This is a genomic window from Pseudobutyrivibrio sp. 49, from assembly GCF_900100545.1.
Classification (GTDB): domain Bacteria; phylum Bacillota; class Clostridia; order Lachnospirales; family Lachnospiraceae; genus Pseudobutyrivibrio.
The window spans coordinates 608,466-621,984 of the sequence record NZ_FNDP01000001.1; the positions used below are offsets into that span (position 1 = coordinate 608,466).

The 13,519-nt window shown below is 35.2% G+C and carries 18 protein-coding genes; 6 read left to right on the forward strand and 12 right to left on the reverse strand.

Annotated elements, in window-relative coordinates:
* The first annotated feature begins 10 nt into the window (after positions 1-10).
* From BLP54_RS02710 to BLP54_RS02730, 5 genes are all read left to right on the forward strand, one after another.
* Positions 11-715, forward strand: a complete 705-nt coding sequence (locus BLP54_RS02710) for a YggS family pyridoxal phosphate-dependent enzyme (protein WP_090166480.1) — start codon at positions 11-13, stop codon at positions 713-715.
* Between the two features lie 17 nt (positions 716-732).
* A complete protein-coding gene (locus BLP54_RS02715; RefSeq protein WP_090166482.1) occupies positions 733-1,245 on the forward strand; it encodes a cell division protein SepF in 513 nt (170 codons plus the stop codon).
* Between the two features lie 66 nt (positions 1,246-1,311).
* Positions 1,312-2,400, forward strand: coding sequence for a 3-dehydroquinate synthase (gene aroB / locus BLP54_RS02720; RefSeq protein WP_242870610.1), 1,089 nt, complete (start codon positions 1,312-1,314; stop codon positions 2,398-2,400).
* A complete protein-coding gene (lspA, locus tag BLP54_RS02725; RefSeq protein WP_090166486.1) occupies positions 2,400-2,921 on the forward strand; it encodes a signal peptidase II in 522 nt (173 codons plus the stop codon). The genes aroB and lspA overlap by 1 nt, the downstream gene beginning before the upstream one ends.
* Before the next feature lies 1 nt (position 2,922).
* On the forward strand, positions 2,923-3,837 hold the full coding sequence (locus tag BLP54_RS02730; RefSeq protein ID WP_090166488.1) for an RluA family pseudouridine synthase: 915 nt from the start codon (positions 2,923-2,925) through the stop codon (positions 3,835-3,837).
* On the opposite strand, the gene BLP54_RS02735 is transcribed toward BLP54_RS02730, so the two are convergent.
* The 3 genes from BLP54_RS02735 to BLP54_RS02745 form a co-directional block, all read right to left on the reverse strand.
* Positions 3,834-4,898, reverse strand: coding sequence for a tyrosine-type recombinase/integrase (locus BLP54_RS02735; RefSeq protein WP_090166490.1), 1,065 nt, complete (start codon positions 4,896-4,898; stop codon positions 3,834-3,836). The two genes, BLP54_RS02730 and BLP54_RS02735, sit on opposite strands and share 4 nt — an antisense overlap.
* Before the next feature lie 484 nt (positions 4,899-5,382).
* The gene (locus tag BLP54_RS02740) at positions 5,383-7,008 is read right to left on the reverse strand and encodes a hypothetical protein (RefSeq protein WP_090166492.1); all 1,626 of its coding nucleotides are present in this window, start codon (positions 7,006-7,008) and stop codon (positions 5,383-5,385) included.
* 90 nt (positions 7,009-7,098) lie between these two features.
* Positions 7,099-7,431 (reverse strand): LysM peptidoglycan-binding domain-containing protein, encoded by a 333-nt coding sequence (locus tag BLP54_RS02745; protein ID WP_090166494.1) that lies wholly within the window; start codon positions 7,429-7,431, stop codon positions 7,099-7,101.
* 178 nt (positions 7,432-7,609) lie between these two features.
* Here BLP54_RS02745 and lexA point away from each other — a divergent pair, with 178 nt between their 5' ends.
* Positions 7,610-8,224 (forward strand): transcriptional repressor LexA, encoded by a 615-nt coding sequence (gene lexA, locus BLP54_RS02750; protein WP_090166497.1) that lies wholly within the window; start codon positions 7,610-7,612, stop codon positions 8,222-8,224.
* Positions 8,225-8,266: 42 nt separating this feature from the next.
* Here the strand turns inward: lexA and rsfS are convergent, their stop codons facing one another.
* The 9 genes from rsfS to BLP54_RS02795 form a co-directional block, all read right to left on the reverse strand.
* Positions 8,267-8,614 carry a ribosome silencing factor gene (gene rsfS, locus BLP54_RS02755; protein WP_028247078.1) on the reverse strand — a complete coding sequence of 116 codons (348 nt, stop codon included), beginning with the start codon at positions 8,612-8,614 and terminating at the stop codon, positions 8,267-8,269.
* A 3-nt stretch (positions 8,615-8,617) separates the two neighbouring features.
* Positions 8,618-9,811 carry a nicotinate (nicotinamide) nucleotide adenylyltransferase gene (gene nadD / locus BLP54_RS02760; protein WP_090166499.1) on the reverse strand — a complete coding sequence of 398 codons (1,194 nt, stop codon included), beginning with the start codon at positions 9,809-9,811 and terminating at the stop codon, positions 8,618-8,620.
* A 9-nt stretch (positions 9,812-9,820) separates the two neighbouring features.
* The gene (locus BLP54_RS02765; protein WP_028247079.1) at positions 9,821-10,108 is read right to left on the reverse strand and encodes a YhbY family RNA-binding protein; all 288 of its coding nucleotides are present in this window, start codon (positions 10,106-10,108) and stop codon (positions 9,821-9,823) included.
* 13 nt (positions 10,109-10,121) lie between these two features.
* On the reverse strand, positions 10,122-11,405 hold the full coding sequence (gene obgE, locus BLP54_RS02770) for a GTPase ObgE (protein WP_090166501.1): 1,284 nt from the start codon (positions 11,403-11,405) through the stop codon (positions 10,122-10,124).
* A gap of 59 nt (positions 11,406-11,464) precedes the next feature.
* Positions 11,465-11,749: a 50S ribosomal protein L27 gene (rpmA, locus tag BLP54_RS02775; RefSeq protein WP_015549701.1), complete on the reverse strand. Its 285-nt coding sequence runs from the start codon at positions 11,747-11,749 to the stop codon at positions 11,465-11,467.
* Between the two features lie 3 nt (positions 11,750-11,752).
* Positions 11,753-12,079, reverse strand: a complete 327-nt coding sequence (locus tag BLP54_RS02780) for a ribosomal-processing cysteine protease Prp (RefSeq protein WP_090166503.1) — start codon at positions 12,077-12,079, stop codon at positions 11,753-11,755.
* Positions 12,080-12,081: 2 nt separating this feature from the next.
* Positions 12,082-12,390 carry a 50S ribosomal protein L21 gene (gene rplU / locus BLP54_RS02785; protein WP_072918564.1) on the reverse strand — a complete coding sequence of 103 codons (309 nt, stop codon included), beginning with the start codon at positions 12,388-12,390 and terminating at the stop codon, positions 12,082-12,084.
* Positions 12,391-12,552: 162 nt separating this feature from the next.
* Complete coding sequence (locus BLP54_RS02790; RefSeq protein WP_090166505.1) at positions 12,553-12,921, reverse strand: hypothetical protein; 369 nt, start codon at positions 12,919-12,921, stop codon at positions 12,553-12,555.
* 24 nt (positions 12,922-12,945) lie between these two features.
* Entirely contained in the window at positions 12,946-13,518 is a 573-nt protein-coding gene (locus BLP54_RS02795) for a thermonuclease family protein (protein ID WP_090166507.1), read from the reverse strand.
* Between the last annotated feature and the right edge of the window lies 1 nt (position 13,519).

The following is a 13,519-nucleotide window of genomic DNA, read 5'->3' on the forward strand; positions in this document are numbered from 1 at the left end:
AGGTAATATAATGAGAGTGGAAGAATTAAAAGAGAATTTAACTAATGTTGAACAACGTGTAGCAGATGCTTGTAAAAGAGCCGGAAGAAATCGAGAAGATGTTACTCTTATAGCAGTAAGCAAAACAAAACCCGTCGAAGATTTACAGGTCATTTATGACTGTGGCATCCGCAGTTTTGGAGAGAACAAGGTACAGGAGCTCACAGGAAAGATTCCTGAAATGCCAGAGGATATTGATTGGCACCTAATCGGACATCTTCAGAGAAATAAGGTAAAGTATATTGTTGATAAAGTAAAACTTATTCATTCAGTAGACAGCTATCGACTTGCTGAAGAGATTAATATTCAGGCCAAGAAACATGGAGTAATTGTGCCAATCCTTATTGAAGTAAACGCAGCAAATGAGGCTACAAAGTTTGGTGTTAAACTTGAAGAAGCAGCTCAGTTATGTGAGGAGATTTCACATCTTGATGCTGTTCGTATAATGGGCTTAATGACAATAGCACCAAATGTTGTGGTTCCAGAAGAAAATCGTCCAATTTTTCACAAAATAAAGGATTTATCGGTTGACATAGCTAATAAAAACATCGATAATGTAGATATGAAAATTTTATCTATGGGAATGACAAATGATTTTGAAGTTGCTATAGAAGAGGGTGCTACTCATGTTCGCGTGGGTACAGCCATTTTTGGAGAAAGAAATTATAATATCTAATTTTGAGGAGTAATGTTATGTTTGAAAGAATGCTTGACGCAATGCATCTTAGTGATGACTATGATGACTATGAGGACGAAGAACTTTACGAGGAAGAAGAGAAAGAATCTTTCTTCAATAAGTTTTCAAAAAAAGATGAGGAAGAAAAGCGTCCAGTTTTGAACAAGCCTTCTGACAGGGAGACTAGAGCTTCTAAACCAGCGCCAAAGATTACGCCAATGAGAAATAAAGGGAAAGGAGCTGTAATGGAAGTTTGTGTTATTAAGCCATCTTCATTCGAGGATGCCCGCGAGATTTCAGAGACACTTTTAGCTGAGCGAACAGTCCTTCTTAACATGAAGGGATTAGACTTAGGTGTTGCACAGCGAATTATAGATTTTACATGCGGAACCTGCTACGCAATCGATGGTAATTTACAGCGTATCGAAGATTATATCTTCATAATTACACCAGCAGGAGTTGAGCTATCTGGTGATTTAGCAGGAATCGTTGATGCCTTTGATTTTACAGGGATACAGACAGGATTTTAAAAAATTAGCACCAGATAATAATCTGGTGCTTTTTTAATACAGTTATTAAATGAGGAGACTAGAATTATGGATTGCTTAAACGTGAAATACGAGAATAAACCTTGTTACAACATCTATTTTCGTCCGGATTTTTCTGACCTTGCTTCAGTTTTTAAATCTGATTTAAATAAAGAGTACGATAATATTTGTGTTGTTTCTGATTCAAATGTCGCAGGCCTTTATTTAGCTGAGGTTGTTAGTATTTTTAAAAGTATATGTAACAATGTCTGTTCTTTCAGCTTTGATGCAGGTGAAGCCTCAAAGAATTTAGATACAGTTAGTCTCCTTTATGAACATCTAATAATAAAAAAATTCACTCGCAGCTCTTTGTTAGTAGCCTTAGGCGGCGGTGTTGTAGGTGACCTTACAGGTTTTGCAGCTGCGACCTTCCTTAGAGGAATCGATTTTATCCAAATGCCTACTACCTTATTATCACAGGTTGACAGTTCCGTCGGTGGTAAAACCGGAGTTGATTTTAATCAATATAAAAATATGGTTGGAGCCTTTAAAATGCCAAAACTCGTATATATGAATATTGGTACTTTAAAGACTTTAGATGATGATAATTTTGCTTGTGGTATGGGCGAAGTTATAAAGCACGGACTTATATCCGACAAAGACTTTTATCAGTGGTTAAAGGATAATATTGATAAAGTAAAAGCTAGAGAATATGATGCTTTATCATATATGGTTATGAAAAACTGTGATATAAAGCGTCATGTAGTAGAAATTGATCCTACAGAAAAAGGCATAAGAGCTTATCTTAATTTTGGTCACACGTTAGGTCATGCCATCGAAAAGCTTAGCAATTTTTCACTTGGTCACGGCCAATGTGTTGGTATAGGAATGGTTTGTGCATCTTTCCTTTCTAAAAAGCTTGGCAATATTACCGAGGAGCAATACCTTGATATCATTAATTGCTTAAAACTATATAATATGCCAATTAATGTTTCTGGACTTTCAGCTTCTGATATACTTGAAGCCTCAAAATCCGACAAAAAAATGACTGGCAAAAAGATAAAATTTACAATATTAAAGGCTATTGGCGAAGCATCTTCATATTTAGATTTCACAGATGAGGATTTACTTGAAGCAATAGATCAGGTGCTAAATTAATGTTTTATAAAGTTAACAAAATTACATCCATAATATACAGTTTTGCTTTAATTCTGATTTCTATTTTTTTAGATCAGTACACCAAGTATTTGGCAATAAATCATTTAATGAATAAGGATGATATTATACTTATTCCAGGCGTTTTACAGCTACATTATCTAGAGAATACTGGTGCAGCATTTTCTCTTTTAGAAGGCAAACAGGTATTGTTCGCTATTATCACACCTGTTCTTTTAATTTTACTTGCCTATGTACTTATAAGAATGCCACAGAACAAGAAGTATACACTTTTAAACTATATAATAATATTTGTTATTGCAGGAGCCATTGGAAATTATATTGATCGTGTTTCAAATAATTACGTAGTTGATTTTATTTATTTTTCATTGATCAATTTTCCTGTATTTAACGTAGCAGACATTTATGTAACATGTAGCGTTATAGCTTTATTTCTTGTTATAATTTTTTATTATAAAGATGAGGATTTAGAGGAGATTAAGCAACGCTTATTATTTAAATAATATGGATGAAATCACAATCATAATTGAAGAACCTTCGGAAGAAAATATTAGAATAGATAAATATCTAGCTGAAAATCTTCCTGAAAAATCACGAAGCTATTATCAAAAAGCAATTGATAATGGCTTTGTTTTAGTGAACGGAAGACAGGTTAAATCAAAATACCAAACAAAGCTTGGTGATGAAATCGTAGTAAGCATAGAGCCAGTAAAAGAAATAGATATTCTTCCAGAGGATATTCCGATCGAGATTTTATATGAAGATTCCGATGTTATCGTGGTAAATAAACCAAAGGGAATGGTGGTGCATCCTGCCCCTGGACATTACTCTGGAACACTTGTGAACGCTCTAATGTATCACTGTAAGGATTCATTATCAGGAATTAATGGCGAAATCAGACCAGGAATAGTTCATAGAATAGATATGAACACCACTGGCTCCCTTCTCGTTTGTAAAAATGATAAGGCACATAACGATATTGCAGCACAAATTAAAGTTCATTCTGTTAATAGAATATATAAAGGAATTGTAATAGGAAATTTCAAAGAAGAGACAGGCACTATAAACGCCCCTATAGGCCGAAATCCTAAAGATAGGAAGAAGATGGCTGTAGTAAGTGATGGAAGAGAAGCAATCACTCATTTCACCGTTTTAGAGCAATTTAAGGGGTATTCTTATGTCCAGTTTAAGCTGGAGACCGGCCGAACACATCAGATACGTGTTCATATGGCGCACACAGGCCATCCACTTCTTGGAGATGACGTATATGGTAAGCCTGTAAAAGGACTTGAGGGCCAGACACTCCACGCACAGACCTTAGGCTTTATACAGCCTAGCACAAGCGAATACGTGGAGGTAAATGCTCCATTACCAGCTTATTTTGAAAATTTACTGGAAAGATATAGAAAAATGTCCTAATTATCTTTTCTTCTAAAATCAACTGCATTACGTGCCAAACGTTTGTGTTCGTCTTCAATGGCTGCGTAATAATCAATAGTAGTATTAATATTTTCATGGCCTAAAACATCTGCTACAAGGCGAATATCGCCTGTTTCACGGTAGAGAGCAGTGCCATAGGTACTGCGAAGCTTATGAGGTGTGATTTTCTTGTTAGGAACTACCATTTTAGCGTATTTCTTAACAAGATTTTCTATTGCATCAATGCTTATTCTTCTACCCTGTAAAGAATAGAAGAGTGCAGATTCATGACCATCTACCGGATTAATATATTCACGTTCTCCATTAACATAATCCTGCAAAACCTGAGAAACTTCATCGTTGAAATAGATTATATCCTGACCGCCACCTTTTCTAACAATTGTTAAAGAATTAACATTAAAATCAACATCAGTTAAATCTAATCCATTGCATTCACTAACACGAATTCCAGTATTTAACATAAGCGTTAATATGGCTAAATCACGCCCTCTGGTCTTTTGATTATATTTTCGTTGCCTTTCAGAGGTAAAAGCATTTCCGTTGTCTATAGCGTCTAAAATAGCCTGAACTTCATAATTATTCATACGGACAATATTTTTATCTTTTTTGATTGTCGGCATATCTACAAGCTGTGTTGGGTCTTTTGAAATGTAATCCCTTTGAAATAAATATTTATACATGCCTCTTAAAGGTGATAATTTACGTGCAATAGCCTTCTTACCATTTTCATGTTGTTCACCTATAGTATTAAGCTCAAGATAACGTTTGTATTCCTCAATATCTTCAGGAGTAATCTTATCTAAAAGCTTATAATCAATTTTTTTGATCTCATTACCTGTAATAGTAGGGTTTTTGTCAGCTAAAAATCGAAAAAAAGTAAGCAGGTCATAGCAATAAGAAATAAGTGAACTAGGCTGAGCATTTTGTTCCTTAGAAAGAATATAATCCTGAGCAGGCTTTGGAAGCAGAGCTTCAAGTTCACGTAATTTTATTTTTTGATCTCTAGATTTGTTTTTATAGAATTCAGAGTCTTTTCCCATAATAAAAATCCTCCTAAGTGTTGATTTTACTGGGCCTGAGCCTGAGCCTTATAAGTATATTATAAGTATTATTGATTTAAAAAGCAATATCTATCGGTAAAACAGATATTTATCCGATAGATTGATATATCCAAAAATACGTAGCAGCAGCTATTACCCCTGCTACGCTTAATTTTAAAAGTAAATGCAAACTATTTAGTTCATTGAATATAAAACAGCAACCTGTAATCCATCTTTTGAAAGATATATCACTGAATCATCCTTATAATTAAACTTCATAGAATTCTTAGTCTTATCATAAGGCTCACCGTATTCTTTGGTAAGTTCATTTTCGATTTTCTTAAAAGTAACATTTTTGTCTTCATCAGACTGAATGCTTACGTAACCATTATTTAATTCATTTTCATTGAAACAATATGTGATATTAGAATCATATCCATAATAATAGATTATCAGTTATCAGTATTAAAAGCAAATAACGAGCTTAATGATGTAGCTTATAAATTCTATAAAAGTCTGTATCAAAATCTATGACATCCATCTTGTAGCCAATAGATTTGAAATAATCTTCTATCTCACTCTCTTCTATTTTTTCCTTTCGAACATAGAGAGTGTAATCATCGTTTTTATCAATCATGGATCCAATATCAGATATGTGATTAGAATCCATCTCCAGGATATTTGGATGCTTAAAATTTGTCTCAACCTCAAAATTTACTACCTCATAATCTACATCTATAACGATTGCATCAGTATCCTTACATGTAGCATTATATGCAATTCTATCAGCAGAATTATATAAATAATAAGGTTTGATTTCTTTGTGCCAATAAACACATAAAAAAACAGTAAGACCTATAATTAGAACAGCACAAATATTTTTATGTTTCAAAACCAATCCTAATGCCTGATAAACAAAAAAGACTATCAACATAGAAACAGCAGGCATTATAGGCATAATATATCTGTCTACAAACCAAGGTACAGAACAAGCCGCAATAACAAAGTATATTAATGCAGGAACAAAACAATATATCCATATAATAGAACTTCTAGCCGTAAGCTGTTCTTTAAAATTATGTTCACGAATCAATCTATAAATGTAAAAGCCAACTACAATTATCGAGATAATAACAACAAAAATGAAAAATACATTGTTATCAGCAAACAGCCCCTCAATAACAGCGCCTCTGTAATAATAAATTCTTCGTAAAATACCACCATTAGATAGATTACTTGTAACGTCGTGACCTCTATCTGAAAAAACAACATGCATTAAAAAGAATGGCCAAGCAATAAGATAAAGAACTCCAGTAATTATATTTCCAATAAGATACTTTTTAAGTGATATCTTGTTCAAATACATCACAATAAGTGTAATAAGAAACAATGGCACGATGTAAAAAAGTGCAAAATACTGAGTGAGCATTCCCATGAACTCAACAGCACATATCTTCTTAAAAGTATTATTATCATAATTAAATCCAGCATCGTACCATGAGATATAAAGATAAACTAGAATAACACACCACATAGTAAGTAAGGCGTACATTCTAAATAAAGAAGCACTATTAATAAACCCAAAGCTAAGACCATAATACAATACCGATATTAAAGCCATTGCTCGGTTTTCAAATAATTTACAGCCCATAAGATATAGGAAACCACAAACAATTGTTAATGCAACTATATTAAGAATTAAACCAATGGAATAAATATTTAATACAGAAAAAATAGATGAAATAATATTTAAACAAGTATAGTAAAACGGTGGATGAACATCTCCTGCATTAATATAATATGCACTAAAAATATTAAATCTGCCTTTATTTATAGCAGTATACTCATCATCTATTTCGGATTGACTTACCCAATTATTAGTACCTAAAACTTTACTCGAAAGCTGTGCAGAATAATCTGAAATAGAGCCATTTACTAATGAACTAAAAAACTCACCTGCTTCAATTACACCGTCATTTGCGAACTGAAATGAAATAGATTCATCAAGATTAAGGCTTTGCTTTTCCTTACATACAAAAACTGCATGTAACAAAACAATCCCTATACAGAGAAATAATAAAAACTGCGATACGATTTTTTCTTTATTCATAACTACAATATACTCCCGTAAAATATAACTCAAATATTATATCAATATAAATATTATAAATAAAGTATTAATCGTGCGCCACTTAATTTCTTATAATTCTTTATAAGAACTATATTCAATAACAAGATATTTTCCAGCAGTAATATTGTCCCCACCAATATGATTAATCTTTTTAATATTGTCAATGAAGGCTTCTTTATCTGATGATTCAGGAGTCATAAACTGATCAGCAATAGTCCATAATGTATCACCAGACTGAATCTCATAGCTGGTATAGTATGTATAAACAGGGCGACTGTTCTCTGCAGCTGCCTTGCTGCTATGAAGCATGAACCCTATGAAAAACGAAACAATAACAGTAGCTACAGCTAACATAATCTTTCTGTTTCTTACTATTCTCTCAGCTTTTGTATTCTTTCTCATGACCTCTCCTCCATCAAAAAGAAAAATATGTTCGAAAACATCTGTTCTGAATTAAACTATAAAGCACAAACATTCGTTTGTCAACACTTTTTCGAACAAAATTTCGGAAAATGTGTTTGCAAAAATATGTTCCGTATGATACTCTAAAGATAGATTAAAAGTGAAAGGAGATTTTCATATGGCATATGGAAAAATATCTGCTAAGCAGCGTGAAATTCTCGAAGTTATAAAAGCTGAAATTTTAAATAGAGGCTATCCACCTACAGTTCGTGAGCTTTGTGATGCATGTAATCTCAAGTCTACATCTTCTGTTCACTCTCATCTAGAGACTTTAGAGAAGAATGGCTATATCAAGCGTGACCCCTCAAAGCCACGTGCTATCGAAATTGTAGATGATAGTTTTAATATGGTACGCCGTGAGGTGGTTAATGTTCCTGTGGTAGGAAAGGTTGCTGCTGGTCAGCCACTTTTAGCTATTCAGAATATTTCTGAATACTTCCCTATTCCTGCAGAACACATGCCTAATCAGCAGTCATTCATGTTAAAAGTTCAGGGAGAATCTATGATTAATGCTGGTATCTTGGATGGCGATACCATTTTAGTAAAACAGCAGGATACCGCTAAGAATGGAGATATGGTTGTAGCGCTTGTTGATGACAGTGCCACAGTAAAGACTTTCTATAAAGAAGATGGTCACATTCGTCTTCAGCCAGAAAACGATAATATGGACCCAATCATTGTAGATAATTGTTTAATTCTTGGTAAGGTATTCGGAGTATTCCGCTTCTTCTAAATTGATACAAAAAAGGACGACCCTTTTGGTCGTCCTAAATTTTTATAAATCTTTTGCATCAATTAAGATTCCATCTTTCCAAATTCTCTCTAAATCATAGAATAATCTATCTTCCTCAGAGAAAAGATGAACAATAACATCCTCGTAGTCCATAAGTACCCATGTACTCTGTCTGTTTCCTTCGATTGACTTAGCATGAATACCCTGCTCATAAAGTAATCTGTCTACTTCATCCTGCATAGCATTAAGCTGACTCTGGTTAGAAGCTGATGCAACAATGAAATAATCAGCCATAATACTGATATTTGAAATATCAATAGCCTTAACGTCAATTGCTTTTTTATCATCAAGTGCTTTGCAAACAATCTTGGCCATTTCTCTTGCGTCCATAGTTTACCTCTTTTCTTTCATGTACTGTTTGTAGTAATTATATGTATCTACAGTGGTAGGATCTACCATATCAGGATTATTATTCAAATATGCTACAGAATCTTCTAATATCATGTAAACACATTCATCTAAATCCGTATAAGCCACGGACCTAAGAATATCTAGTCTAGGCTGCTTATCTCTTCCTGGTTCAATGTAATCAGCTACAAAGATAATCTCATCCAACAAGTTCATGTCAGGACATCCTGTTGTATGAACTGTAATTGCATGTGCAATCTGAGGATCAAAAACATTATACTTTGTCGAACAAAAATGTGCTCCAACCTTACCATGAAGTAAATGCGGATATTTTCGTTCAATATCGCTGATTGGAATATTATTGCTTTCGCAAATATTTAAACGCTCTTCATCAGAAATACATTTAGCAGAATCATGAAGCATTCCAGCAACCATTGCTGTATATGCCGGATAATTCCATTTAAGAGCCAGAGCATAAGCTGTGGTAGCAACACCTAATGTATGTATATATCTACCTGGTTTAAGGGCTTTTTTCATCTCCTCTGATAATTTCAAAATGTCATCATAAGAGTAAGTATACTTGCTATAAAGATTATGATTAATAATGTACAGAATAACCTCAGTTCTTAGGCAATCCCTAACCTTTATATCATCATAAAAATCTGCCCTAATTTTTGAAGATGAAATCTCATTAGGTTCATAATCAATGAGACCGAACTCTCCCTCAAATACTTTCCTATATTCGTCTATTACTTTGCTCAGTAAATCAAAATCATCTCCCAGTCTTGGTGCAACCAAAATAGTCGCAGTTTGGGAAATTATTTCAGGATTAACCCAGTCCTTAAAGTTTAACAGACTATCGCTACCCATAATAAAGAATATATCATCCTTAGGATGTTCATTCTTTAATTCTGTCATAGTAATGTAGGAATAGCTTTTACCCGCGCGGTAAATCTCCCTGTCGTCGATAAATAAATCTTTTTCATCTCTTATAGCAAGCTCCACCATTTCCAGTCTGCAAATATCTGCAACAGATTCTGCAGTATTCTTATGTGGTGGAGTGCCTGCAACCAAAAGATATACTTTGTCAAGGTTATACTGTTCAAGTGCAGCCTTAGCTATTTCGATATGTGTGTTGTGAATTGGATTGAATGTCCCGCCATAAATACCAATTCTCATGATGTCTCCTTACTGAGGAAGCTTAATTGTAGGCTTCTTCGCTGCTCTATAAAGAATGATCTTTCTACCGATTACTCTGACAACCTCTGAATGAGTACGCTCAGAAAGAACCTGTGCAATCTCCTTTGGATCATCAAAGCAATTCTTTAAAACATTAATTTTAATAAGCTCTCTTGCCTCGAGCGCCTCATCAACAGCATTTGTATACTCTGGAGTAAGTGAAGCCTTGCCAATCTGTAAGATTGGACTCATATCAGCTGCAAGAGATGATAAATATGCTCTCTGTTTATTAGTCATTTTAATCTCCTAATTACTTGTAATAATCAAACACAAGGCCATACATTCTAACTGTATCACCTTCCTGGATACCCTTTTCCTCAAGTTCCTTTAAGATGCCCTGCTCTTTAAGGAAATTCTGGAAGAACAAGAAGCCCTTCTCAGATTCAAGATTAGTGTAACCAAGCATTTTTTCGATACGAGGTCCTTCAACAACATAGTCGCCCTCATCGTTAATCTCAACAGTGTATGGCTCCTCGCTAAATGCACGGATAGTTGGATCAAATTCCTGCTCATAAACGATAAGCTCGTCATCGCAGGTATCAAGAAGTCTTACAACCTCGTAAAGAAGCTCTTTAAGACCTTTACCACTAACTGCAGAAATAGGATAAACCTTTATACCTTTAGGCTCAAATTCAGCTCTTAAGGCTTCTATAACCTCGTTAGATTCTTCACCGATAACATCCATCTTGTTAGCTGCAATAACCTGTGGTTTCTTAAGAAGCTCTGAATCATAGGCTTCAAGCTCTGCTGAGATAGTCTTAATATCCTCAACTGGATCACGACCTTCAACAGAAGCGCCATCAACCATATGTATAATAACCTTTGTACGTTCAATATGGCGAAGGAATTCATGTCCAAGTCCGATTCCCTCTGAAGCGCCCTCGATAAGTCCTGGAATATCAGCAATAACAAATCCGTTTATATCATCAACATCAACAACACCAAGATTTGGAGAAAGTGTTGTAAAATGATAATTTCCAATTTTAGGCTGAGCGTTAGTTACACGTGAAAGGAATGTAGATTTTCCAACATTTGGATATCCAACAAGACCTACATCAGCAATAACCTTAAGCTCAAGGATTACTTCAAGCTCGATGGCATCAACACCTGGCTTAGCGTACTTTGGAGCCTGCATAGTAGATGTCGCAAAATGTTGATTGCCAAGGCCACCCTTACCACCTGGAAGGACAATCTGACGCTTGTTATCACCAGACATATCTGCAATAACTCTTCCACTTTCAGCATCCTTTATAACTGTGCCCTCAGGAACTTTAAGGATAAGATCCTCGCCATTCTTACCATGACAATTATCCTTTCCTCCTTCTTGACCATTTTCAGCAGCAAATTTACGTCTATGACGGTAATCTACTAAAGTATTGAGACCAGGATCAACTTCAAAAATAACGTCGCCACCTTTGCCACCGTCACCACCATTTGGACCACCATTTGGTACATATTTTTCACGGCGGAAGCTAACGTGACCGTCGCCACCTTTACCTGACTTTATAATAATTTTTGCTCTATCAGCAAACATAGATTTCTCCTCAAATTTAAAATTGACCCGACTTACGTAATGTGAGTCGGGTCAAATGATTACTGTTCTACTGGATAGACAGAAGCCTGCTTCTTATCTCTACCTTTTCTTTCGAAACGAAGTACTCCATCAACTAAAGCAAAAAGTGTATCGTCTCCACCGAGACCTACATTGTTGCCTGGAAGAATCTTTGTACCACGCTGTCTGTAAAGAATATTGCCAGCCTTAACGAACTGACCGTCTGCTCTTTTAGCGCCTAATCTCTTAGACTCTGAATCTCTACCGTTCTTTGTAGAGCCTACACCCTTTTTATGAGCGAAGAACTGAAGGTTCATCTGTAACATGTCTTACACCTCCTTGTATTGTAATGAAATATATTCATCACCGTATTGTTTTTGAATTTCGTCCAAACCTAATATCATAGAATCAAGCAATAGCTTTGATTTATCCGAAATACCCTCCGGGAATGCCATGGCCATATAACCACCATCCTCGGCAGCTTCACTAGAAAAAGCATCATCAGTAAACTGTTCAATACTATTAAATGTATTAATAACAAGAACTGATACAGCTGCACAAACAATATCCTGACCGTGATCAGCATATCCTGCGTGACCTTCAAGTGAAACATTAACTATTTCATTATTATGTCTGGAAATTACTACGCTAATCATAATTAGCCGTTAATCTTTTCGATCTTAACCTGTGTGAATGACTGTCTGTGGCCATTCTTCTTATGGTAACCTGTTTTTCTCTTGTACTTGTAAACGATTACCTTCTTACCTCTGCCTTCCTTAACAACAGAAGCCTCAACTGTTGCGCCTGCTACTGTAGGTGCACCAACCTTGAGTTCCTTGTCGCTAACAGCAAGAACCTGATCAAAAGTAACCTTCTCACCAGCCTCAACGCCGAGCTTTTCAATGGTAATGATATCGCCTTCAGAGACTTTGTACTGCTTACCACCTGTTGCAATAATTGCGTACATGGTTTGTTCCTCCTTTTTATCATTACTCGCCAGTTTCGGTGGTGCTTCGGAATGAAACACACTTTAAAAACCACACTGAGCGGCATACTCAAGTATATTAACACAGGATTTTTACTACGTCAATCTAAATTGTTCATAAAACTTAGAAAATTTATATATCCTCTAATCTATCTGATGAACGTCACCAAGATGCTTCTTAAGGTAAGCATCCAATGAAGTCAAATTCTTACCATTTGCTTCTCGAATCTTTTTCACCTCATCCTCAAGACAGTGTCTGCAGGTGCGTCTAAGATCCTCCTCTTCATTTTGTGCAAACCAGTTATTAAACTGCTCATCCAAATCAGCATCCTTGTGAAAGCGAAATTTACTAAGCTGTAATGTAAGCTGAGATGTAGAACGGGTTCTCACCGAATCCTTAGCATCCTCTGTAAGCGTAATTTCAGGAAAATCCTTGTTATACTTAACGATTTCCTCCTCAGCAATTTCCTCTGCCTTTTTTTCTACAACCTGAATGATTTCATTAATATCCATAGCTGCACCCCCGCAGATAAGTGATTAATCCCACAAATTTCTGAAGCCTTCATACTGCCATAAACCTGTATTATTATCTCTGGCAGTTCTCATAAGAGCCTGTAAACAATCATCATGTGCCACAGTAGGCTCATATCTTTTTGCTACTCCATACCCATTCTTCACGATTATAGCATTAACCATTGAATTTTCTATGTTCTGCTCATCAAAGGTGTTAGACACGTCTTCTAACCATACATAAGCCAATGTTCTATCATACTGGTCATCATCATCCACATCATATTCCAAATATAACATATCAGTTTTAGAAAGTAGCTCCTTAGTATAATCGCTTGCCATTACACCATACTCATTGTTACGTTCTTCCTCGGCTGCGACAGATTCCGGAGTATCAATACCAATCATTCGAACACGCTTCTGTTCCCCTAAAGCATCCTCTACAATAATCGTATCTCCATCTACAGTTCTGACGAATTTTACTGCATCCAAATTTGAATCCTCATAACTATTGACACTGTTGTATACCTTCGGACCACTACATCCAATTAAAAAAATGAAGAATAGTATTAAAGTTCTTCGCAATTTCTTATTTTTCATA

What these genes read in the sequence shown, in the direction of transcription:
- BLP54_RS02710 (WP_090166480.1), top strand. Translation starts at nt 11, where the DNA reads ATGAGAGTGGAAGAATTAAAAGAGAATTTAACTAATGTTGAACAACGT.
- BLP54_RS02715 (WP_090166482.1), top strand. Translation starts at nt 733, where the DNA reads ATGTTTGAAAGAATGCTTGACGCAATGCATCTTAGTGATGACTATGAT.
- aroB (WP_242870610.1), top strand. Translation starts at nt 1,312, where the DNA reads ATGGATTGCTTAAACGTGAAATACGAGAATAAACCTTGTTACAACATC.
- lspA (WP_090166486.1), top strand. Translation starts at nt 2,400, where the DNA reads ATGTTTTATAAAGTTAACAAAATTACATCCATAATATACAGTTTTGCT.
- BLP54_RS02730 (WP_090166488.1), top strand. Translation starts at nt 2,923, where the DNA reads ATGGATGAAATCACAATCATAATTGAAGAACCTTCGGAAGAAAATATT.
- BLP54_RS02735 (WP_090166490.1), bottom strand. Translation starts at nt 4,898, where the DNA reads ATGGGAAAAGACTCTGAATTCTATAAAAACAAATCTAGAGATCAAAAA.
- BLP54_RS02740 (WP_090166492.1), bottom strand. Translation starts at nt 7,008, where the DNA reads ATGAATAAAGAAAAAATCGTATCGCAGTTTTTATTATTTCTCTGTATA.
- BLP54_RS02745 (WP_090166494.1), bottom strand. Translation starts at nt 7,431, where the DNA reads ATGAGAAAGAATACAAAAGCTGAGAGAATAGTAAGAAACAGAAAGATT.
- lexA (WP_090166497.1), top strand. Translation starts at nt 7,610, where the DNA reads ATGGCATATGGAAAAATATCTGCTAAGCAGCGTGAAATTCTCGAAGTT.
- rsfS (WP_028247078.1), bottom strand. Translation starts at nt 8,614, where the DNA reads ATGGACGCAAGAGAAATGGCCAAGATTGTTTGCAAAGCACTTGATGAT.
- nadD (WP_090166499.1), bottom strand. Translation starts at nt 9,811, where the DNA reads ATGAGAATTGGTATTTATGGCGGGACATTCAATCCAATTCACAACACA.
- BLP54_RS02765 (WP_028247079.1), bottom strand. Translation starts at nt 10,108, where the DNA reads ATGACTAATAAACAGAGAGCATATTTATCATCTCTTGCAGCTGATATG.
- obgE (WP_090166501.1), bottom strand. Translation starts at nt 11,405, where the DNA reads ATGTTTGCTGATAGAGCAAAAATTATTATAAAGTCAGGTAAAGGTGGC.
- rpmA (WP_015549701.1), bottom strand. Translation starts at nt 11,749, where the DNA reads ATGTTACAGATGAACCTTCAGTTCTTCGCTCATAAAAAGGGTGTAGGC.
- BLP54_RS02780 (WP_090166503.1), bottom strand. Translation starts at nt 12,079, where the DNA reads ATGATTAGCGTAGTAATTTCCAGACATAATAATGAAATAGTTAATGTT.
- rplU (WP_072918564.1), bottom strand. Translation starts at nt 12,390, where the DNA reads ATGTACGCAATTATTGCAACAGGTGGTAAGCAGTACAAAGTCTCTGAA.
- BLP54_RS02790 (WP_090166505.1), bottom strand. Translation starts at nt 12,921, where the DNA reads ATGGATATTAATGAAATCATTCAGGTTGTAGAAAAAAAGGCAGAGGAA.
- BLP54_RS02795 (WP_090166507.1), bottom strand. Translation starts at nt 13,518, where the DNA reads ATGAAAAATAAGAAATTGCGAAGAACTTTAATACTATTCTTCATTTTT.